This window comes from Rothia sp. P7208, from assembly GCF_048512915.1.
In the GTDB taxonomy this organism is placed as follows: Bacteria; Actinomycetota; Actinomycetes; order Actinomycetales; family Micrococcaceae; genus Rothia.
Genome location: NZ_JBLXXW010000001.1, coordinates 617215 through 639970, shown reverse-complemented (window position 1 = coordinate 639970; position 22756 = coordinate 617215). Strand labels below are relative to the sequence as shown.

General features: G+C 46.9%; 16 protein-coding genes. 9 read left to right on the top strand and 7 right to left on the bottom strand.

The genetic code is table 11. The annotated features are described in order from the left end of the window. Positions 1 to 4 precede the first annotated feature (4 nt). The 3 genes from ACN084_RS02985 to ACN084_RS02975 form a co-directional block, all read right to left on the bottom strand. Positions 5 to 1243, bottom strand: coding sequence for an acetylornithine deacetylase (locus ACN084_RS02985; RefSeq protein ID WP_419105845.1), 1239 nt, complete (start codon positions 1241 to 1243; stop codon positions 5 to 7). A gap of 101 nt (positions 1244 to 1344) precedes the next feature. Continuing rightward, positions 1345 to 1884 carry a flavin reductase family protein gene (locus ACN084_RS02980; protein ID WP_419105844.1) on the bottom strand — a complete coding sequence of 180 codons (540 nt, stop codon included), beginning with the start codon at positions 1882 to 1884 and terminating at the stop codon, positions 1345 to 1347. 335 nt (positions 1885 to 2219) lie between these two features. Next, entirely contained in the window at positions 2220 to 3884 is a 1665-nt protein-coding gene (locus ACN084_RS02975) for an alpha-keto acid decarboxylase family protein (protein ID WP_419105843.1), read from the bottom strand. Between the two features lie 238 nt (positions 3885 to 4122). On the opposite strand from ACN084_RS02975, the gene ACN084_RS02970 reads away from it, so the two are divergent. The 5 genes from ACN084_RS02970 to ACN084_RS02950 all read left to right on the top strand — a co-directional run bounded on the left by ACN084_RS02970 (position 4123) and on the right by ACN084_RS02950 (position 9761). Next, the gene (locus ACN084_RS02970; protein ID WP_419105842.1) at positions 4123 to 6210 is read left to right on the top strand and encodes a DUF6541 family protein; all 2088 of its coding nucleotides are present in this window, start codon (positions 4123 to 4125) and stop codon (positions 6208 to 6210) included. 139 nt (positions 6211 to 6349) lie between these two features. Further along, on the top strand, positions 6350 to 7048 hold the full coding sequence (locus tag ACN084_RS02965; RefSeq protein WP_419105881.1) for a glycosyltransferase family 2 protein: 699 nt from the start codon (positions 6350 to 6352) through the stop codon (positions 7046 to 7048). Next, entirely contained in the window at positions 7048 to 7479 is a 432-nt protein-coding gene (locus ACN084_RS02960; RefSeq protein ID WP_419105841.1) for a DUF2304 domain-containing protein, read from the top strand. The genes ACN084_RS02965 and ACN084_RS02960 overlap by 1 nt, the downstream gene beginning before the upstream one ends. Beyond that, positions 7476 to 8354 carry a glycosyltransferase family 2 protein gene (locus ACN084_RS02955; RefSeq protein WP_419101226.1) on the top strand — a complete coding sequence of 293 codons (879 nt, stop codon included), beginning with the start codon at positions 7476 to 7478 and terminating at the stop codon, positions 8352 to 8354. The genes ACN084_RS02960 and ACN084_RS02955 overlap by 4 nt, the downstream gene beginning before the upstream one ends. An 87-nt stretch (positions 8355 to 8441) precedes the next feature. Beyond that, positions 8442 to 9761: a hypothetical protein gene (locus ACN084_RS02950; protein ID WP_419105840.1), complete on the top strand. Its 1320-nt coding sequence runs from the start codon at positions 8442 to 8444 to the stop codon at positions 9759 to 9761. Here the strand turns inward: ACN084_RS02950 and ACN084_RS02945 are convergent. Together ACN084_RS02945 and ACN084_RS02940 are read right to left on the bottom strand one after the other, a co-directional pair. After that, positions 9758 to 10753 (bottom strand): glycosyltransferase family 2 protein, encoded by a 996-nt coding sequence (locus ACN084_RS02945; protein WP_419105839.1) that lies wholly within the window; start codon positions 10751 to 10753, stop codon positions 9758 to 9760. The genes ACN084_RS02950 and ACN084_RS02945 overlap by 4 nt on opposite strands. A 150-nt stretch (positions 10754 to 10903) precedes the next feature. After that, positions 10904 to 11878: a glycosyltransferase family 2 protein gene (locus ACN084_RS02940; RefSeq protein WP_419105880.1), complete on the bottom strand. Its 975-nt coding sequence runs from the start codon at positions 11876 to 11878 to the stop codon at positions 10904 to 10906. 361 nt (positions 11879 to 12239) lie between these two features. Between ACN084_RS02940 and ACN084_RS02935 the strand changes: the two genes are divergently transcribed. The 4 genes from ACN084_RS02935 (at position 12240) to ACN084_RS02920 (ending at position 19760) form a co-directional block, all read left to right on the top strand. Continuing rightward, complete coding sequence (locus ACN084_RS02935; protein ID WP_419105838.1) at positions 12240 to 17099, top strand: NAD-glutamate dehydrogenase; 4860 nt, start codon at positions 12240 to 12242, stop codon at positions 17097 to 17099. Between the two features lie 167 nt (positions 17100 to 17266). After that, the gene (locus ACN084_RS02930) at positions 17267 to 18013 is read left to right on the top strand and encodes a GntR family transcriptional regulator (protein WP_419101222.1); all 747 of its coding nucleotides are present in this window, start codon (positions 17267 to 17269) and stop codon (positions 18011 to 18013) included. A gap of 29 nt (positions 18014 to 18042) precedes the next feature. Next, positions 18043 to 18939, top strand: coding sequence for a 5-deoxy-glucuronate isomerase (iolB, locus tag ACN084_RS02925; RefSeq protein WP_419101221.1), 897 nt, complete (start codon positions 18043 to 18045; stop codon positions 18937 to 18939). A 74-nt stretch (positions 18940 to 19013) separates the two neighbouring features. Then, positions 19014 to 19760 (top strand): sulfite exporter TauE/SafE family protein, encoded by a 747-nt coding sequence (locus tag ACN084_RS02920; protein WP_419105837.1) that lies wholly within the window; start codon positions 19014 to 19016, stop codon positions 19758 to 19760. A gap of 88 nt (positions 19761 to 19848) precedes the next feature. On the opposite strand, the gene ACN084_RS02915 is transcribed toward ACN084_RS02920, so the two are convergent. Together ACN084_RS02915 and ACN084_RS02910 are read right to left on the bottom strand one after the other, a co-directional pair. Beyond that, positions 19849 to 21060, bottom strand: coding sequence for a Gfo/Idh/MocA family protein (locus tag ACN084_RS02915; protein WP_419101219.1), 1212 nt, complete (start codon positions 21058 to 21060; stop codon positions 19849 to 19851). A 122-nt stretch (positions 21061 to 21182) separates the two neighbouring features. Continuing rightward, complete coding sequence (locus ACN084_RS02910) at positions 21183 to 22625, bottom strand: sugar porter family MFS transporter (protein WP_419105836.1); 1443 nt, start codon at positions 22623 to 22625, stop codon at positions 21183 to 21185. Positions 22626 to 22756 lie beyond the last annotated feature (131 nt).

Below are 22756 nucleotides of genomic sequence, written 5' to 3'. Positions count from 1 at the left end.
CAACCTACTCAACTGGGCGCGAAGAATACTGCACAACACGAAGCATAAACTGCTCACACAAACGAATTTGCGAAAGATCAATCCACTCATTAGGAGTATGAGCCTGAGCAATATCACCCGGACCAATAATGACAGCGCTAATACCAGCCTGCTGAAACTGACCAGCTTCCGTACCATACGTAACACGAACTAAATCAGTATGATCGTCATACTCTTGACCAACCCACTCAAACCCTAAAGAAACCAGTGGATGATCCTCTGGGGTATCTAGCCCCGGAACCGCCGCAATCAACTCATGATTCACCGAAACCTGAGAAGACAAAGAACCTTCTGGCACACCCGATAGACGTTCTGCACGCTGGGCTTTTTGTATCATCCTCGGAAGAATATCATTGAAAAGTTTATCCTCAACCGATGCAATAACTTCTTCACGGTTCGTTGCAGGAATCGTGCGGAAATCATATTCCACCACAACGTTCTCTCCCACAATGTTGTACTGCAAACCACCCTGCACAAAATTTGCACCCGCAGTAGAAGTCGGAGTCACAAAACCCTCGTCAAAAGGCCCATCTTCGAGCCACTGCTGCGCCAACTGCTCAATAAACACAATGAACTCGGCGGCCGAAGCAACAGCATTGACCCCATGAGGAGCCAACGATGCATGTTTAGCGATGCCATGAAAAGTAGCACGACCACGATGAGCCGACTTATGCGCCACAATAACCTGCATTGAAGACGGCTCACCAACTACCGCATACTCAGGGCGAACACCACGTTCTGCAAGCTCCGCAATCATACGAGGGGCACCCAAACACCCAATTTCCTCGTCATACGAGAACGCAAAATGTAAAGGCTTCACTAAACGTTGCTGATCAATCCGTTCAAGAAGCCACAACGCTACCCCGATAAAAGACTTCATATCAGCAACACCACGACCATAAAGGCGATCGTCTACTACCGTCGCGCAGAACGGGTCAGTATCCCAACGCTGCCCTTGAACAGGAACCACATCGGTATGAGCGCTAAGAACAACACCACCTTGGCACGTTCCATCTGCTGCAGGAATCGTGACATACATATTGGCGCGCTCGCCATCATCGCTATAGGTATACCACGGTGTATAACCGTATTTGAGAAATTCTTGCGCAATGAGTTCTAAAAGGACGGCATTAGAAGTTTCAGAAATCGTAGGAATCGCAATAACTTTTTGAATCCAAGGCAACGAATCGGGAAGCGTTGACATCATGAGTCCTCAATCAATCGGTGGTCTGTGTATATCCAGTCTAAAAGGAATTCAGAAATAGTTTTCTAAACTTCTCTGAAAAATATGTGTGCGAGGCAGGACTATATTTCGTAAAAGTCGCCTAAGCGGTGGAACTTACGGGCGTGATACACCACCGGAGTCATTGTTGTAGTGTCATGACGAATAAAATCTGTGACGGTTGCAGTTAAAACAACTGCTGGGTCTGCCTCAATTTTCTGAAGAGGTTTCACTCTTAGAACACGGTTAAACCCCTGCAAAAGAGGTTCACCCGTGGGGAGAGTGTCCCACGTTGTTCTATCCTCAAACTTGGGGTATCTGCTAGTTGCAAATTTCTTCGCAACCTCAACATTCTCCCCACTAACTAAATGAATGAGAAAGGACTCCGAATCGACGATTCTAGCTGCAGAGCCGGTTCTGTTCTGAAAAGAAAAAGCAACAATAGGAGGTGTTGCTGACACCGAAGAAAGAGAAGAAATAGTGAGCCCAGCTGGAAACCCCTGCTGATCTTGTGCCGTAATGATGGCAACTGCTGCTGCCTGAGCTCCAAAACACTCACAAAAAAGTTCTGCTGGAGTCTTTGAAGAAAATACGTGCGATGTAGGTGCTAACTGTGTGCTCATGGCTATCAATCTTTCTTTTGCGGCTGCAAGGTGATACGGGTAAGCCTAAAGGCACAAAGCAGAATGCGCGAGGTTATGTCGTTTTGTGTAAATGAGGGCGTTCTATGACGAATATGACGAGGGTGTAACGTCATATTGCTAGTGCGTCATATGAATTGTCTAGAGAAGTATCCATCCTAAATTTTTTTGTAATTACATACTAAAAACCGCATATCTGCAACGGCAGAAAACAAGGTTTCACTCAGGAACACTCTCTTAACGGTTCAGGCCTGCTATCTGCGCACAGATAGCCGGCCTGAACTGTATACAAGAAAAATAATGTATTTGATTAGTATTTATGCCTTTTTATGCATTTCTTCAACGAGTGCGCCAAAGTCTCTCAGTAACTGAGGCATATCATTCTTATCGGTCACAACCTCAACAAAAACCAATCGATCTCGAACCTCGCGTGCCACCGTACATGCGTGAACAAGCTCCTCAGAGGTCGTCGCCTTCAAAATGATGGAATTCTCTTCCGTTGCCCCAAAACCTTCTGGAATCTTCTGCCAGTTATAAGCAGTAATATCGTTATATTGAGCCTCTGGCCCATGAATAGAACGCTCAATCGTATAACCCTCATTATTGACAACGAAGATAACAGGATTAAGATTCTCACGAATAATAGTTCCCAACTCCTGAATCGTTAACTGAGCAGAACCATCACCGACGAGAAGAACACCTCGCGAATCACGGTCAGCCATCGCCGCACCTAATAATGCAGGAATCGAATAGCCAATAGAGCCCCACAACGGCATGCCAATAAAACGAGAATCTTCAGGGAACTTCTGATGAGCCATACCGAAGAACGACGTGCCCATATCAACAACCACAGTGTTCTTTGTATCCAAATGCTGAGGAAGAAGAGACCATAACTGGTGCTGAGTCAAAGGCTCAGAATTTACCTCCACCGAACTATCAGAGGCAAGAATCGACGAAAAATCTGCTGGTAAAGCACCAACCTCCGTAGCAACTTCACGAATAATATTCAAAGCATCAGCAATAGTTAGCGGGGCAAATACAGCACCAGCAACAGTCGCTCCCTGCGCACCTAAATCAATCACCCGAGAAGAGTCAATTTGCTGAGAAAAATGCGCTGAAGTCATATCGGTAAATTCCACACCTGAACAGATGAGAACCTCAGCTTCCTCAACAACACGACGAGTATTCTCGTCAGACAGCGCACCAATGTAAATGCCAGCATAATTCGGCAACGTCTCATCAATCATTGCCTTACCCCACAGAATAGACGCAAAAGGGAATCCTGTGGAGGTTACAAGAGCGTTAAGCTCACTGACTGCACCAAGACGCTCTGTCATAATATCGGCAAGAACAGCAGTTTTCTTGCCACGTATAAAATCTCTCACTGCATGACGGAACTGATCTTCAACCTCAGGATCAGAAAGACGCAAATTCACATCAAGAGGGGTACTGGGAGCGCTTGCTGGAACACGAGCAACATCCACAGGAATCATGAGATAACCAGGCTTACGGTGAACGATAGCTTCGCGTAAAACACGATCAATATCGCTCGTTGCAGTCGCTCTATCTAGAACAGCTACCGAATAATTCACTTCTCTAGCCATGCGCACAAAATGGTTAAAATCCCCATCGCCCAAGGTGTGGTGCATACGTCCATGCTGTTGCTGAGCCGTTGTGCCCGGCGCTCCAACAATATGAATAACGGGAACATTCTCGGCATAAGAGCCAGCCGTCGCATTAATGGCAGATAACTCCCCAACACCGTAGGTGGTGCATAAAACACCTAAACCACGTACGCGAGCATACCCGTCGGCAGCGTACCCAGCGTTAAGTTCATTAGCGTTACCAACCCACGAAAGTTTTTCGTGTTCAAGGACATGATCCAGAAAATGTAAATTGAAATCTCCTGGAACACCAAAGATATCGGTGACACCCAATTCGACTAGTCGATCAAGCAGATAATGACCTACGGTATAAGACATCAGAATAAACTCCTAAACCTAAAATAAAGTGTGGTAACGCATATCGCTTCTAACGATAGCGGTCATACCTCCGATAAACCACCTGCTTTTCGAGAAAGAACTCGCAAATAACACGAGAAAACAGTGTGTTTTGCCTCAGAATCTAAGGCTTTTGTCTTTTCCGCAATAACGAACAGAATGCATATTGTAGGCTGTATAAACAGCTCATTAATAACGCACAGCAAGGAGAATGCAAACTATGGTCTGGCTGGTTACTGCAGTGCCATTTCTCATAGGAATAGCGCTTATTCTGCTACCAGGTCTTTTTGTTACCTCTGCACTGCGTCTTCGTGGTATCGATGCGATAGCTATCGCGCCTTCTGTCTCGATTGCACTCATTACCATTAGCGCAATGATTGCGCCGCTTATAGGACTGCCTTGGAACGTTGGTATTCCCTTAGGCTTTTCCTTGCTGGTAGCTTTTACCCTTGGCGTTATCTATGCTCTTATCCGCTATCTTCGATGCGAAGACTTCCCTGCAACAGTGCGAAGCAAACGAGCCTTGACTATAACCAAAGGTGCTGGCATTACAGCGCCAGTACTTACACTGCAACGGTGGATTAGTAAAGAACAAGCGCTCTACTGGGGTAGCTTCCTGATAGGGGCGCTATTACTTCTGCGGAATACTAAAAATGCTATTGGGCGTCCCGAATGGATTTCGCAAACTTTTGATAATAACTTTCACCTGAACGCTATTCGCTATATAGAACAAACCCAGAACGGGTCGTCTCTATCTATTGCGGGGATGACTTCTGGAGACGGTGACGTATTTTTCTACCCTGCTGCATGGCACGATGTTGTCTCACTGATTTTCCAGCTTTCTGGAACAACCATACCCATCGCAACTAATACGATGGCATTGGTGACTTGTGCAATTATCTGGCCACTGAACCTCGTGATGCTCATGAGGAGCATATATCGTTTTAACGCTGCAGCGGTCATGAGCGTTGGTGCTCTTGGTGCAGCTTTTACCGCGTACCCTGTATTACTCCTAAATTTTGGTGTGCTCTACCCCAATCTTCTGGGAATAGCTCTTATTCCTTCGGGTCTTGCTCTAATTATTCAAATACTGCGTATTACAGGAATACGTCTGCTGAACACCGCTCAGAGCCTGCTATTAGGCATTTTCTGTGCGTTAGGAATTGCACTATCACACCCAAACGCGATTATGTCACTCTTTGTGATTGCGTTGCCATTAGTACTTGTGCGGATGGTTTTGCAAATAATTCGTTTATCGAAGGGTGCACTGAGCAGATGGGTTTTCTGCGTGCAAATGGCATCTTTAGGCGCTGTTCTTGCAGTCGTTAATATCCTGTGGGGGATTGTGCGTCCCTCTAAAGAAGCTGGAGAAATCTGGGGCCCTCATATTAGTCAAGCTCAAGGTTATGGAGAAGCCTTAACGAACGCCGAGATTAATAACATCCCTCAATGGTTTATCACGATTATATTTCTCGTAGGAATCTACGCGCTGTTGCGCCGCAAAGACCGGAATCTGTGGCTTCTTCTGTCGTGGTCTTTTGTCGCATTTTTCTATAGTGCTGCACGATCTCTCCCCTGGGACCAAGACCGTTACTGGGTTGTTGGCATCTGGTATCATGACTCTTACCGATTAGCAGCACTCTTGCCTATCGTTGTGATCCCCATTGCTGTATGGGGTATTCAATACATGACACAGAACTTCTACCAGAGTGTTCTATGGTCTAAATTGATACACGTTCTAGAAAACGCTATAAAGAACACGTCACGACGGAAAGAAACTCTAGAATCTCAAGCTCGTATCGTATCGACAGCAGTAGTTCTATGTGCTGTTATTTATGGCGGGCAAACTGCTCAAGCTCTTACCCGTCAGATTGAAGACAGTTTCTGGTTCTACGCGCCTACTCACGATTCTCGACTGCTGACGACTGATGAAATAGAAATTCTTAAAACCTTGGACGACTATGTTCCAGCAGATAACGAAATTATTGTGCAACCCTATACAGGCTCTGCTTTAGCCTATGCTTTAGCAGATCGAAAAGTTACCGCTTATCACACCATTTATGTTGAAGAGCCTGAGGTTAAATACATACAAGAACACCTCAATCAGGCTAAAGATGACCCGAAAGTGTGCCGTATTATTAAAAAAGATAGAATGAATTACTATCTTGACTTCGGAAAACAAGAAGTTAACGGTGACGATCATACGCATCGTTATCAAGGATTTGAGAATCTCAAGAACTCGGGAATACTCTCTGAAGTTCACCGTCAAGGTAATGCTATTCTCTATCGAGTCACTGCCTGTAACTAGCGGTATATGAGGGAAATGAACTGTTACACTGAGTAACGATTCGCAGAGAACACCCCTCATTTCCATTGCACACACTGGGAGCAAATTTTTGACGAATACACCTTCATCTGATGTGACGCCTCAACGCGTCCTCGTCATCATGCCCGCTTGGAATGAAGAAACAACTATTGGGCAGAGTATTCGTGAACTACGCGAGACAGCGCCGTGGGTAGACCTCGTCGTGATCAACGATGGTTCTACTGATAAAACTAGTGCGATTGCAAAATCACATGGAGCGTTCGTTATAGATCTTCCCTTCAATATGGGTGTAGGTGCTGCCATGCGAACTGGTTATAAATATGCTCAACGCATGGGATACGATATCGCCTTGCAAATGGATTCTGATGGACAGCACCCACCAGAATATATTGATGTTCTTATCAAAGGACTAGAACAAGCTGACATTGTTATTGGTTCGCGTTTTCAAGGAAATAGTACGTATAAAGTTTCTGGTCCGAGAAAATGGGCGATGGGAATCCTATCTTTTATGTTCTCCCGTATTTCTGGAGAACAATTTACAGACGTTACTAGCGGGTTCCGTGCTGTGAATCGTAGAGGTATCGCTCAATATTGTGATTTCTTCCCTGCCGAATATCTTGGTGACACCATAGACTCTACGGTGATGGCGATTCGTTCGGGATGTAAAGTCATTCAGGTTCCGGTTCAGATGCGTGAGAGGCAGGGGGGAGAACCCTCTTCAGGGCCTCTCAAATCTGCTATTTATCTGATTCGTTCGTTCTTTGCTTTCGGTATCTCCATGACACGACGAAAAACAGAGCCAGCGGGAAAGGATAACTAATGCCATCTAACGTGTTCTTTTTATTTCTTTCTCTTGTTGTCTTCTTGATGGTGATTACTCAGGTGCGTAATCAGAAGATGAAAGAGAAATATGCGGCGTTATGGCTTGTTATCTCAGCCGTTATTATCGTCCTTGCGCTATTCCCCGATGTTCTTCTTCGCCTTGCAGAGTTTACAGGTGTGGTTGTGCCTGTGAACCTACTGTTTTTATTAGCAATTATGATGCTTATTGCGGTGTGTTTGCACTTGAGTTTTGAAGTGTCAAAATTATCAGATGAGACGAGAACCTTAGCAGAAGAAATAGCGATACTGAAAGCTACCGTAGATCAGGGTAGTCCTCAACAGGTGCAAGAACGCTACGCTTCAAAGAAAACAGCTCAGAGCACTTCTTCTAAGAAGTGCAACCTTAATAACTCACAGGAGAAAAAATGACGACCGTTGATGTGCTTTTCCCGTACTACGGTGATGTGGACTTTATGAAACAAGCGGTGCGTTCCGTTTTGGGTCAGACGAACCCTCATTGGCGTCTTGTTGTAGTTGATGACGGTTACCCCGATGACTCTATCCCTGGATGGTTTGAGTCCCTTAACGATGAACGTATTACCTATATGCGCAATGAAAAGAACCTCGGCGCAAACGGTAACTATACTAAGGCTCTGAGCTTTGTTGAAAATGAACTGGTAACGGTGATGGGAGCTGACGACGTGATGCTTCCAAACTATATTGATTGGTTCATTGAAGCTGCGCAGGAGCATCCTCAAGCTCAGATTTTTCAGCCTGGTTGTGTTGTGATTGATGAAAATAATGCATTGTCGAACACTTTAGTGGAGAAAACAAAAGCTTATTATCGACCTAACACTTCAACGGAGCTTTCTGGTGAAGAACTAGCTGTATCGATTCTTCGTGGCGATTGGTTGTACTTCCCCTCTCTTGGATGGCGTGCTGAGACTATTGTTGGTCTTGGGTTCCGAGAAGGGCTCAATGTTGTTCAAGATATGGCGTTAGTCCTTGATGTTGCGATGAGTGGTGGGTCGTTATACTACGACGAGGCTGTTGCTTTTATGTACCGTCGTCATAAGGCATCTGACTCTTCTTGGCGTGCTCTTGAAGGAACACGTTTTGATGAGGAGAGGACATATTTTGAGACCATTGCACAAGAGATGTCTGCTTTAGGTTGGAAGAAAGCAGCTATGGTTGCTCGTGTTCATTTCTCATCTCGTATGCATGCTTTGACGTTGTTGCCTCAGGCTACGATGGCGAAGAAATGGAATGGTGTGAAGAATCTTGTCAATCATCTGGTGAAGTAGAGATGATGTTATTGTGCCGGTAAGGTTTAAACCTTGCCGGCACTAGTATATATTCCTGATAAGTTATGAAAGTGTAGAGTGTTATCGGTGGTCAAACAACAATCAAAAGAACCTCCCACATCTACCGATCAACCTACCCCCCCAACATCTATTACGCGTAAGGAATCTAGCGCTATCCTCGGTGCGTCTGTTCTTTCTGCACTCTCAGCGTTCCTTGCTACAGTCATTGCAAAACATGCACTACCTAGCGCTGACGTACCAGAATTTTTAGTGTTTTGGGCGCTACTCTTTGGTATTTACGGAATCATTGGAGGTATTGCCTCAGAGGCCACCCGCGCTGTCGGAGCTGCTCAACTTAACCCACCTGCAACACCTGGCGCCCGCCCTGCTGTTATCGCTTTAGGGATAGGTCTTGGTGTTGCCATCATCGTGACGGCAACATCAGGTATCTGGATTCATTACTTTCTTTCTCAAGACCCCCAGTTTACTCTCGTCGCCATTGCGTTAGCTACGGTTCTATATGCTGTTCAGGTTGCTCTAAGCGGTAATGCTGCAGGCCAGAAAAAATGGTATCTTATGGCAACCATTAACGGCGGAGAGGCTACTTGGCGTTTCGTGAGCATGCTTGTTGTCGGTCTTCTTGCCGGATACCTTTGGGATCTTGAAGCTGCTGTTATCTCGCCAGCATTACTCTGGATAGTCCTTGCTATATGTTCTTCTCATGCCCGTTCTGCCTTAGGGGCCAGAGGCGATGTGCCTGCAAAAACGCTCACCATAAACACCCTTATCGCAATGGGATCAGCCGGCGCATCGGCTGCTCTTACCACAGGCTTCCCCCTCATGATGAAAGCCACTGAAGGAGCATCTTCTGGTACGCACTCAGATATGGTGCTAGGAGCGCTTATTTTGGCTATTTCGATTACTCGTTCACCTATTATGATTCCGCTCCAAGCTTTTCAAGGAGTGGCAATTTCTCTCTTTATCAAGCATCAACATCGTCCTCTTCAAGCCATCGCCCGACCTGCTGGTGCTCTTCTCGGGGTGGGGGCTATTGGTGCGATCGCAGCTTATCTGATAGGGCCGTTCCTCTTCTTGGCGATTTATCATCCCAAACCAGAAGAAACCGTGGCATACCAAGAAGTCGCCCAAGGACATATCCTCGCCCTGCTAACCTTTGCTTCAGCTATTATGGCGCTCTTAGTTCTTTCTGGAACACTTGTACTGGCAACAAACCTGCACCGAATCTATATCCTCGGGTGGATTGGGGCGGCGTGTATTTCCCTCGGGTTACTCTTCTTACCTTTGCCGCTTATGGTGAGAGTGCTGATATCGCTTTTTGTCGGCCCCCTCAGCGGATTTAGTATTCACCTCATTGGAGCATGGCTGAACGCACGCGTGAGTCGCTAAAGCCCATAGGTTCTCTTGACATAGGCGCGATACACTACCCGATACAACGGTGGGCATAATTTTAGTAAAGTGGCAGCCGCACAAAAAATAGGATTAATAGAAATAATCTGATAAATCTGTGACCACCGAATCAGTTGACGATTACGAGATAGAATTTCACGTCCCTGAGCAGTGTCATTAAAAATTGCTTGCTGTGAGCTATTAAGAAAAGTGATAATCCACGAAACATCGTAAGCCTTACGCCCCTGAACGGTGTTCAGACGTTCCCCTAATAGCTCTGCTTGAGCCTGCATGAGAGCTAAGCTTTCTTCTACAGGGGTAATACGTCCCCACGAAAGACCGGTCGACTCCATAAAATACTCATATTGGACTTCTGGAGTTGCTACAACCGTCTGAGCGTTAAGACATAATGCCAAGGTGACAAGGGCGTCTTCTCCACGATGAATATCTGGGCAGAAACGAACATTTTCAAAAAGAGAACTACGAATGATTTTGTCGCACAAATAAGGAGTGATTCTTCCACCTTGAAGAAGATGATAAGCGGCTTCTTGTCCTAGGAAAGTCTCTGTTGGTTGGGTTGGGCGTGGGGTAACGGAACCATCTGGTTTAGCAATAGCTAAAACACTGGTCACAATATCGGCATCATAGCGCTCCGTATAAGAATGCAAAGATTCTAAAAAATGCGGGCGATACGTATCATCTGAATCAAGAAAAGCAACCCATTGCCCCCGAATATGCTCCAGCCCCTGGTTGCGTGTTCGTGAAACCCCCTGATTCTGCGCATTATTGAAAAAACGTAGCCTTGGATCAGGATTGTGGTGAAGAAATTGTTCAATAACCTGCGCCGAATGATCAGTTGCTCCATCTACGAGTATCAGCAACTCAAAATCAGGGTCACTTTGAGCGAGCACCGATTGAATAGAAGATATAACACGTTCAGCAGTGTTATACACCGGCATAATGATGGATGTGCGAGGAGCAGAAAAGCTCATGCAAAAGTTCCTCACGGGTAGGAAACAAAATATCGACAGCACACATTATATCCTTCACCGCTTGAAACAAAGGATGCGTCATGCAGAACCTTAAAAGTTATAGCGGACATCAGGGAGTACTACATCTGAGCAGTGTAAGACCAAAGAGACTTAGTCAATTCCATACGCTCGTTGAACATAACGGGTATAAAACGTCTGGTAGACCTTCGGCGAAAGCTTAAATAAGAATGCGGCAGCACCAAAAACTGGACGTGTTCTAAGAGCTCGTACAACAATATGCCACGCTAATGCCTGTTGGCATTGTTTCAAATAATTGGGAGCGTTGGAAACACCTAAACGCAGAGCACTTTGTGCTCCATTGAGAAAAGCTAGACACCATGTAACGGCAAGAGCGCCCTGCTCTTGCTTGCTCCCTTGATGTATTTGAGTATTTTCTTTGAGATAGTTCATATACCGGTACATTTCTTGTATGGGCGGTACAGACCCCCACGTGACAGAATGCGGGTTCACGCTATAGAGACATAATGATTCTTCAATAAAGCGCACTTTACGCGCTTTTTGATAAATCGGAATAATATAGGCGGCATCTTCAATACGGTTAATAGTGGGGAAGGTGTGTCCAGTTGCGGTGCTGGCACGAAAAATTTTGTCCCACACATAGGGTGTTGTTTCATCGCGTAGAAGTTTGAGCATCGCCTCATGTCCCGTGAATATTCCAGTTTTTCCGCGGAGTCGGGTGCGTTGGTTTCCGTCTCGTGTGACGACATCATGAGCGCAGACAACAACGTCTATTTCATCGTTCGTCCAATGATGCATTCTTTCAAGAAAAGTTGGCGTGAAGGCATCGTCTGAGTCTAAGAAGGCAAGCCACTGTCCGCGAGCTTGAGAAAGTCCTCGGTTGCGAGTTTCGGATAATCCAATGTTCTGTTCGTTGAGGAAGTAGCGTACCCGTGAATCATTAACTTTTTTGAGGTGCTCTGTGATGATGTGATCAGCGTGGTCTGGGGAGGCGTCGTTAATGATGATGAGTTCAAAATCTGGGTCTGTCTGATGTAGAACGCTATCGATGGCACGGATAACCGCATGAGCGGTGTTGTAGACCGGCATAATAATGGTAGTTCGCACAGTCAATGAGTGCCCCCTTATCTCAAAAGTACATGTACCCATGATTATAGGTGTTTTTAGAGTGTAGCTTGGACTTTAGAGGAGCTCTCTCATGTCTCGTGATGTGGCAAGGTCTTGTGGTTGGGTGTCTTTTGAGGAATATCAGTAGCGAATAAAAGTGTTACAGACTTTAATGCTTCTTGGTTATTCTAAAATATGGGGTTATCTAGCTGATACGTTAGTTTTTTTAATTTTCTTCACGAGAGCACTCTAGGGGTTTTGTGTTAGTGGAGTCACGTTATAAGGTATTACCTATAACACGCACACTCAGCGTGTTGACCATATCACAAAGGTGTGATTGTACTACTACCGGAGGCATATTTTGCACGCTCGCGACGACGCATCACCAGAACAACTGACCACCCCAACATGGATCGATCAGTATTACCAATACACCTCTACAGAGGCAGAAGGAAATAACGTTCACAACCGCCAACGTCTCGCCCAAGAACACCGACGTCTATCACAGACCCGTCAACACGGCGAATCCCTTGTCAATACGCTACAGGACGAAACCTCCACCACATTACTCATCACCACCGATGATATGAGCTACCTCGTTAGCTCCATCACCGCCGAAATTGCCGCAAACTACGGCGGTATTGCAACATTGAACCACCCCACCTTCATCGCTGAACGAGACGATAACGGAACACTCATCAGCCTAGAAGGAACAGGCGTAGAACAACCGGTCGTCAGCGGAGACACCGCAGCGTTACCCGTACTAGACCAAAAAATACCCTCGAACGGCAACACGCTCACCGTAGAATCATGGATATCCATCCAGCTCATCAAAACTCTTGACCCACAAACACAACAAGAACTCACAACACGTATTCACCAGATTCTCAAAAATGTACGTAGCGCCGTTACGGACGCTGACGCCATGGCACAACACGTACAAACCATCGCCCAACAACTCAGCGAGCGCACGAACACCACACAACAAACCTTTAGCGCCCATGACCCCATCCAAAAAATAAGCACTGCTCAAGAATTTCTTAACTGGTTAACCGAAGGAAACTTCTTGTTCTGGGGGATGGAAGAGCGGCGCATTAACCCCGCAACAGCAACACTAGAGACCTCACCGCAGAATCGTTTAGGAATCTTTACCCAAAGCCAAGAACATCACGTCGAACTACCTGACCTCGACATCACAACGGTGTATTCCCAACAGCCATTACACATCACGAAAGCGTATTCTCGCTCAATCATTCACCGTCACGAGTATCTCGACTATATTGGTGTCAGCATTGTGGACGACTCCGGTGCAATCATCGGGGAGCACGTTATCTTAGGGTTGTTCTCTGCTCAAGCGTATACACTGCCAGCTACGCAAACTCCATTGATACGAGAACGTATTAATTCTATTCGTCACCGACTCGGGTTCCACTGCTCATCCCATTCAGAAAAAACTCTTACCGGAATGATCGAGCAGTACCCTAGAACAGAACTGTTCCACACCAACGTTGAAACTCTCAGCGAAACCTTCCGAGCTATCATGGGGCTTGAAGAACGACGCCTTACGAGGGTCTTTATCCGCCCCGATAGCTTAGGGCAGTTTATCTGTGCCGTTATTTTCTTACCGCGAGACCGTTATAACACTGGAGTCCGCCAACGAATCGAATCTGTTTTCTGCGAACAATTTGATGTCGCAGACATCGACTATGACGTACGTTTGTCGACTTCTTCCTTAGCTCGTCTTTTCCTTCGTATTCGGTTGAGTCAACCCAATACGATCCTCGAGATTAACACTGAGGACATCCAACAAAGAGTCCAACGAGCTGTGCGCTCATGGTCAGAAGCAACTGCTTCGGCACTAGAAAAAGCCCAACCAGAAGATAAAGCCCGTACGATTTCTCAGCTATGGGCTGATGCGGTTCCTGCAACCTATCGTGCCGACTATTCCGTTGAAGAAGCCGTCAACGATGTTGACATCTTTGAAGAGCTCTCAACACAACATAAAAAACCTGTAGCAGTCAGACTCTACACAAAAGATAGGCAAACTCGCCTCAAAACGTATCTCAATAGCCAACACACACTAACCGAACTACTACCGGTTATGCAGAATATGGGGCTGATCGTAATCGACCAGAGACCCTACCGTATCACCCCTGCAGACGGGCGAGACTTTATCCTCTATGATTTCGGTGTGGTGTTCCCTGAAGGGATTGACGCACAAGAAGTCGTAGATGTTTACGAACAAGCATTAAGCTCATTCCTTCAAGGACGCCGTGAAACAGACACCCTTGACCGTCTCATTCTCAAAGAAAAAATGAGCTGGAAATATGTGACTGTTCTGCGCGCTTACACACACTACCTTGGTCAACTTGGATGCGGATTCACCCCAGAATTCATGTCCGACACGCTGCTAGGGTACCCTGCTGTTACGAGCCTACTTAACGAATTCTTCGCTATCAGCTTCGACCCGAAACGCCAGTACAACACTGACGAAGAACGAGAACAAGCACGCCAAAAAACATGGGAAGAGCTCCTCTTAGAACTTGGCAAGATACCAACTCTTGACGCAGACCGTTTTATGCGTTCAATGGCTACCGTTATCGCAGCTACTTTACGCACTAACGCGTACCTACCAGATGAGTTCCTCGCGCTAAAAGTCTCTCCCGAATACATTGATTTTGCGCCTTTGCCTCGACCTAAATTTGAAATCTATGTGTATTCTCCCCGAGTAGAAGGCGTACACTTACGCTTCGGCTCCGTTGCACGCGGCGGACTCCGCTGGTCTGACCGCCGTGAAGACTTCCGCACTGAGGTCCTTGGCCTTGTCAAAGCCCAGATGGTCAAGAATGCGGTTATCATCCCAACTGGAGCTAAAGGCGGGTTCTTCCCGAAACAGCTTCCTTCCCCAGCACAAAATCGTGACGCATGGATTGCAGAAGGACGAGAATCCTACAAAATCTTTATTCGTGCGCTCCTCTCTGTAACCGACAACCTGCGTATCGATGAGAACGGCGTAGAACACATCATCCGCCCCGAAGGTATTATCGCTCGCGACGCAGACGACTACTACCTTGTTGTAGCCGCAGATAAAGGGACTGCAGCGTTCTCTGATACAGCTAATAGCATCAGCGAAGAATATGGATTCTGGCTTGGTGACGCGTTCGCGTCCGGTGGCTCTATCGGATACGACCATAAAGCAATGGGAATTACCGCAAAAGGCGCATGGGAATCTGTTAAACGTCACTTTGCCGAACTCGGTAAAGACTGCCAACAAGAAGAATTCACCGCAGTAGGTATTGGAGATATGAGCGGTGACGTCTTCGGTAACGGAATGATGCGCACACAAACAGTCAAACTCCTTGCCGCCTTTGACCACCGCGACATTTTCTTAGACCCCAACCCCGATCCCGAGACCTCTTTCAAAGAACGCGTACGCCTCTACGAATTACCACGCTCCTCGTGGCAGGACTACGACCGTTCACTCATATCTGAAGGCGGCGGAGTCTACTCTCGCGATAGTAAATCTATTCCGCTGACACCCCAAGTACGCTCCGCCCTAGGTATTGATGAGGACATCACAGAGATGTCACCACCTCAACTGCTTTCAGCTATTCTCAAAGCTCCCGTCGAACTCATCTACAACGGTGGTATCGGTACATATATTAAATCGTCTGCAGAAACTCACGCAGAAGTTGGCGACAAAACCAATGACGCACTTCGTATCAATGGTTGCCAAGTACGAGCCACCATTATCGGTGAAGGCGGAAACCTCGGAATGACCCAACGCGGCAGAATTGAAGCAGCAGAAGCAGGCGTACTTCTCAACACTGACGCTATTGACAACTCTGCCGGCGTAGAAACCTCCGACCGTGAAGTCAACATCAAAATCCTAATTGACCGACTCATCGCTCAAGGCAAACTATCGCCAGAGGAGAGAGCAACATTTATTGAAGCTCAACGGGAAGATGTGGGCCAACAAGTTCTTGAAACAAACCGTGAACAAAATGTTCTACTCCAAGCAGAACGGCACGGTGTTATCCCAGGGGTAAGCGCCTACATCCGACTCATCCACGACCTTGAAAAACATGCCGGACTGGTGCGTGAAGTAGAGTTCATCCCTGACGACGAACACATCCGCGAACGCTATGAACAGACCGGAATTACTCTCACTAGCCCTGAATTTTCAGTGCTTACCGCATACGTCAAAATGCACCTCACTGCGGAGCTTTGCAAAACATCTTTTGCAGAAGACCCCTATCTGCACCGTATTTTGCAAGAGTACTTCCCTCCAGCACTTGTAGAGCGCTTCGGAGAAGACCTAAACACCCATCCGCTACGTCAAGAAATTATCTGCACGCGGGTTGCAAACCAGATAGTGAATACTGCTGGTATTACGCATGTCTTTAGGGTTCAAGAAGAAACAGGCGCCAGCGTAGACACTATCGCACGAGCCTTCTTCGTTGCCCGTGACCTTTTCGATATTGACAAGGCTTCTACCGTACATCGCGGGCTTCCTGCACACACCCCGATTCAGGGTTGGCAGGCAACGATGCGAGACTGGCAACGCGTACTTGACCGTCTCGTACGCTGGTTTATCTCTGAGCGTTCTGTTGTTACAGGAGCACCAATCCTTGACATCATTAACACCTATTCAGAGGTTCTGCGACTGCGACGCAACCTCCCTGATTATCTTTCTGATAATTCTCGCGCTCGCGTTCGTGCTTTGCGTGAGCAGGGTGAGCAATGGGGTCTTCCTGAAGAATTGTTAGTTGTCTGGATTCGTGGTTTTGAAGGTTTCGCATTGATGGATGTGGTGCGGACTGCTCAGGCTCATCAACTCAGTGTTGATGCTGTTGCCCTGATTTACTTCTCGGTGTATGACCGTTTCGGAGTAGATTCTTTGTTGACGCTCATTAGCCGTCTGCCTCGTACTGACCGTTGGGAGATTCTTGCTCGTTCAGCTCTTCGCGATGACCTCTATGAGATTGCTGCTGGCCTTGCCCTAGCAATTTTGAAGGCTCAAGGTGAAAATGCCTCGGCTCGCTCGGTGGAACAAGGAGATTCTGCCGTTCAACAATGGGTCAAAGAACATCCTGTTCGTATGGAACGAGTTGATGACACTTTAGCTGAGGTGGTTCAGGCTGCTACTGGGTCTGATGGTCGCCCCCGTTTTGATGTGCTCTCTGTTGCGTTGCGTGCTTTGCGTGGTGCGTTGAGCTAACAGACACTGTGGTTCAGGTGTGGAAGTCATCGCTATTATTTTGATAAATAGCGATGACTTCCTTGCATTTGTTGATGTGCTAGCACCCTTGGAATGAATCACAATGCTACTCTAGAATAGTTATGTCTTTACAAAAGGACATATAGACACTATCCCCAGCAAGGTTGATGATGGCTACTATAGATTTTCCTGCAATTACTATTGATCGTTCTTCCCCTATTCCCCTGTACCATCAGCTTGTTAACGGCATTAACCACCATATTGCTGAGGGAAAGATTCCTACTGGTTCAATGCTCCCTAACGAACTAGAACTTGCTGCTCAGCTGCATTTATCACGTCCAACTGTGCGTAAAGCTATGGATGAGCTTGTTCGTGGTGGGCTACTTGTTCGTAAACGTGGGGTAGGTACACAGGTTGTTTCAAACGAAATTCGTCGCCCCTTGAGCCTGTCTTCTCTATACAACGATTTGCAACGAAGCGGTATTGAACCAACAACACGTGTCATTACCTATGAAGTGGTTGAAGCTGATGAGCAAATTGCAGAGAAACTTGCCTTAACTGATGACCTATCGGTTTATCATCTGGTTCGTGTTCGTTACGAAAACGGTACTCCACTAGCTTTAATGGAGAACTGGGTTCCTGTTAGTGCGGTCTCTTTGACGGAGGACGAATTAAATGAACGCGGTTTGTATGAACTCATGGGATCTCGTGGGGTGACGTTCTCTCTTGCTCAACAAAAAATTGGTGCCACTATAGCTAATAAGTATCAGGCGGTAGAGCTTGATACCCATGAGGGTGCACCGTTGGTGACGATGTTCCGCACCACTATGAATGACACCGGTGTTCGTGTTGAAACAGGAAAGCACGTATACCGAGCAGACCTATATTCCTTTGAAATGACGCTTTCAAACTAAAATTCTGAACTCTACGATAGGAGAGTACCGTGACACAGCAGTGGTTCTACCCAGCAGGTTCTGCTTCCCAAGACCAATGGGAGGTTTCTTTAGGGGCTTCTGACTCTACAACGACTGTAGAAGGCTGGAAACATACTGGTATTCGTGTTGCTACTTTGGGGGAAGAACCTCTGAGCTTAGATGCAGCAGATGAAGAGCGTATCATCATGCCCTTGAACGGTGATGTTCACGTCACGATAGGTGACGAACAGTACCTTCTTGAAGGTCGCGAATCTGTATTCCACGGCCCTGCAGATATCTTATATACCGGTATTAATACCCCTGTGGTGATTAGCGGGGTCAAAGGTGCGCGAGTTTCTATTTCTTCTGCACCAGCACGTGCACACTATCCGGTTCGTCATGTTAAAAAGAGTGAGATTCCTGTAGAGCTCCGTGGTGCCGGTAATTGTTCTCGTCAGGTTCATAATTTTGGTACTCCAGCAGCGTTAGAAGCAGACCGTTTCATTGTCTGTGAAGTGATTACTCCTGCTGGTAACTGGTCTTCATATCCTCCTCATAAGCATGATGTGGAGCAAGAAGGGGAAACTGCGTTAGAAGAGATTTATTATTTTGAGACTCGCCCTGCAGTAGGTGCACCGGCAGAAGCGCAGGATGCGATTGGTTACCAGCGTGTATATGCTTCAGATGAACGTCCCATTGATGTCAACGCTGAAGTGCGTACCGGTGACGTGGTGTTGGTGCCTTATGGTTGGCATGGGCCAGCCATGGCGGCTCCTGGCTACGATTTGTATTACTTGAATGTTATGGCAGGTCCTGGACCTGTTCGTGATTGGCTGATCAGCGATGACCCACACCATGGCTGGGTCCGTTCGACATGGGACAATCAGGAGATTGATCCTCGTCTTCCTTTCACCGCAGAACAATAAAAATATAATATGTCCAGAGGTGCTAAAGAATTATTCTTTAGCACCTCTGGCTTTAACATGATGGGGCAAAAACAATGCTGAATATTATAGGGGAGTACTCTCTAATTTCTTGGGCTCTTCTAGGATGTGCAGCCTTTTTAGTGGGTATCTCTAAGACGATGCTTCCGGGAGTTAATCTTATTTCTGTTATTATTTTTGCTTCTCTCATGCCAGCAAAAATATCAACGGGCGCATTATTAATATTGCTCATCATCGGCGATATTTCAGCGTTAGTAGCGTATAGAAAACATGCTCATTGGAAAACACTCTTGACCTTGGTGCCGGCTGTGCTTTGTGGCTTAGTTGTGGGTGCTGCATATCTTTTTGTTTCTAATGATCAGGTGATTCGTCGTAGCATTGGTTGGATTTTATTGGCTTTGATGGTGCTGACTCTTCTTCAGCGTCAGAGCCGTCATTCAGCACAGAACACTTCGCAGAAGTTTGCTTGGTTTTATGGGGGACTTGGTGGTTTTACCACGATGGTCGCTAATGCTGGTGGGCCAGTCATGAACATGTATTTCTTGGCGAGCCGTTTTAACGTTCAGCTTTTCTTAGGGACAACAGCTTGGTTTTTTGCGGTGATGAACGTGCTGAAACTTCCTTTTTCTGTGAGTTTAGGGTTGGTGAACCCTCACACGTTAACATTAGGTTTAGTCTTACTTCCGCTGCTTCTTCTGGGAAGTTTTATAGGCTGGTTTTATGCTCGACGTATTCCACAAAAAGTTTTTGAGCGTCTTGTAATTGTTGTGACGTGGGTGGGGGCTCTTTACCTAGTTTTCTAAAAGGTTTTGAGTATGCTTAAGGCTCTTTGAAACCGGTTTCCCCTCCAGTTTCAAAGAGCCTTAAGTATCTCTAGGAGTTATTTTCTTCTTATCGTTTGGAGAGGTCTTCTCCGCTGGCACTAGTGCCAGTAACAGGTTCCACTACCTGCCATGTCTGCGTTTCCGCAGAGTCTACTGCCGCTGAGATGACGCGGTTAGCGAGGAGTGCGTCGTGAATATCAGCGTGAATCTTTTCTTGTCCAAGATATGCTTGAAGGAATTTCTTCGCTTCAATAATTTTTAGGTCGTCATATCCCATGGAAGTTCCTGCCCCTGGCTGGAAGAAGGAGAAATCTCCAAAGCCTGGGCCGGCAAAAATACGAGTGTATCCAACCTGCTCGCCAGCTGATCCAAGAGCTAATTCGAGTTCGTTCATACGCTCAAAATCCCATTTGAGGGAGCCCTCAGTGCCGTAAATTTCAATAGCGTACTGGGCGCGTGGGCCAACACTCACACGAGAGGCTTCAAGAGTTCCTACCGCACCTACGCCACCAAGACGTACTAAGAGTGCGGCGTAATCTTCATTCTCGACCGGTGCCATTTCACCATTTTCAATGACTGCGAAGTGGGTTCCGCTTCCCATAGGAAGTTTGGGGCGCTCGGTATGGACGGTATGGGTGAGCGCACAGACCTCAGTGATAGGGCCGACTGTGTAGTGAATAAGATCTGCTAGATGCCCTAAAAGGTCTCCTAATACGCCGGTTCCAGCAAGGTCCCGTACAAAACGCCAAGAGAGCGCTCCGCGGGGGTCTGAAGAATAATCTGCAAAGAATGAACCACGAACGTTGGTGATTCTTCCAAGTTTTCCGTCGCTGATGAGTTGACGAGCGTATTCGATAGCTGGCGTGTTGCGATAGTTGAATCCCACAGCAGTGACTACGCCATTTTTGCGAGCTTCATCAACAATTTCTTGGGTTTCGTCCGCGGAGCGTCCTGCTGGTTTTTCAATCCAGAAAGCTTTACCAGCTGCTGCTGCTTCCTTGCCGATTTGTGCGTGCAAGAAGTTAGGTGCGCAGATAGAGACAACATCAATATCGGGGTTTGCGAGGACATCTTGATAGTTAGTTGTTCCGCTTTCAAAACCAAGAACATTAACAGCGTAATCGACGCGTTCTTCGGAGGTATCTGCGGCTTGAACGAGACGAGTCTTGATGCCTAACTCAGGGTAGACCTGTGGAACTGCTGCGTAGGCTTTGCTGTGGACTTTTCCCATCCAACCGACACTGATAAGACCAACGTTAATGGTACGTGTTGTTGTCATGACGTGACCTTTTCAAAAAAGTAGTAGATGTATAGAACTGAGGAAAATGGAACCGTAGCCCCTATACCCATCGTGAGCAATAGAGGCTACGGAACATCAAGAGAGGTTATTTCAGTGGTAGTTTATTTGTTCTTGACAATGTAGATAGCACCGGTAGTGACGCCAACTTCCACTTCTTCAAGGCTCTTACCGCGGGTTTCGGGTAGGAACTTGAACATCACGAACGCTGCGATTGCGTTGATGACGGCGAATCCGAAGAAGGTGGAGTTTAGTCCAACTGCTTTAAGGATTGAAGGGAACGCGAAGGAGATTGCAGCATTTGCAAGCCAGAGACAGAGAACTGCGAAGCCCATACCGAATGCGCGAATCTGCTGAGGGAAAATCTCCGAGAGAAGAACCCACGTTGCAACGTTCAAGAAGGTCTGCATCGAACCGACGAAGCCGACGATGAGAAGCAAGAGAATGTAAGGGCGAGCTGCAGAGTCGGTAGGTAGTACCAATGCTGCAGTACCGATGAGGAGGTGGAAGATAGTAACCAAAGTGTAGCCGGTGATAACGGTGGTACGACGGTTAATCTTTTCCATCATCCACAATGCGATGAATGCGCCAACAACAGCGATAATACCGGGAGCGATATTAGCGATAAGAGCTGCGTTCTTAGAGAATCCAGATTCTTGAAGAACAATCTGACCGTAGTACATGATGGAGTTGATACCGGTGAATTGCTGGAACACCGCAAGTGCAACACCAACCAGAATGATGCGAAGAATCCATTTGTCTTTGAGCATGGATGACACGCTAGGAGCAATCATCGTGGATTCTTTTTCGAGGGTTCGCTGAATGTCCTTAGCCTCAGCTTCTGCACGTTTTTCGGTGCGAATCTGTCGGAGGACTTCAGTTGCCTCGTCAAGACGACCCTTAGAGACTAACCAGCGAGGAGATTCTGGAATACGGAGCATGCCGATGAATAAGAATACTGCAGGAATTGCGCAGATAGCGAGCATGATACGCCAGACGCCATCGAGGTGGCCCCATACGTTACCGATGAATGCGTTGATGACGAATGCTGCGAGCTGGCCAACAACGATCATCATTTCGTTACGACCAGAGAGGGAGCCGCGAATTTCGTAGGGTGCGAGTTCTGCAAGGAATACAGGAACGACGGTGGAAGCGCCACCGACGCCGATACCGAGTAGGACGCGTCCAAGGACGAGTAGGCCTAGGCTTGGTGCGAAGGAGCACGCTAATGCGCCGAGGAAGAAGATAATTGCGAGCCCCATGATGGTCTTACGACGACCAAATTTGTCGGAAATGCCACCGGAGAAGAGTGCGCCAAATGCTGCAGCGAAAAGGAGTGAAGAAGTAACGATACCTTCTGTTTTTTCGTTGAGGCCTAGCTCTTCTGACATGGGAAGTAGAGCACCGTTGATGACACCGGTGTCGTAGCCAAAGAGCAAACCGCCGAGAGTTGCTACAACCGCGACCTGGCCGAGGCGTTTACTGTGAGGCCCCTTGGTGAGAGGCGGTAAGTTCGCCTCCGACGCACTAACAGAGTGTCCTGACATTATGACTCCTTCGTCTATAAGAAATGTCGATAGTAGATATATGAGGTTAAACGATAGTCTCTGTAGGCGAGCTTACCTAACCTCATGCTCTATAGAGTGTGTGGTTTTAGTAACCGATTACTCAACAGAGA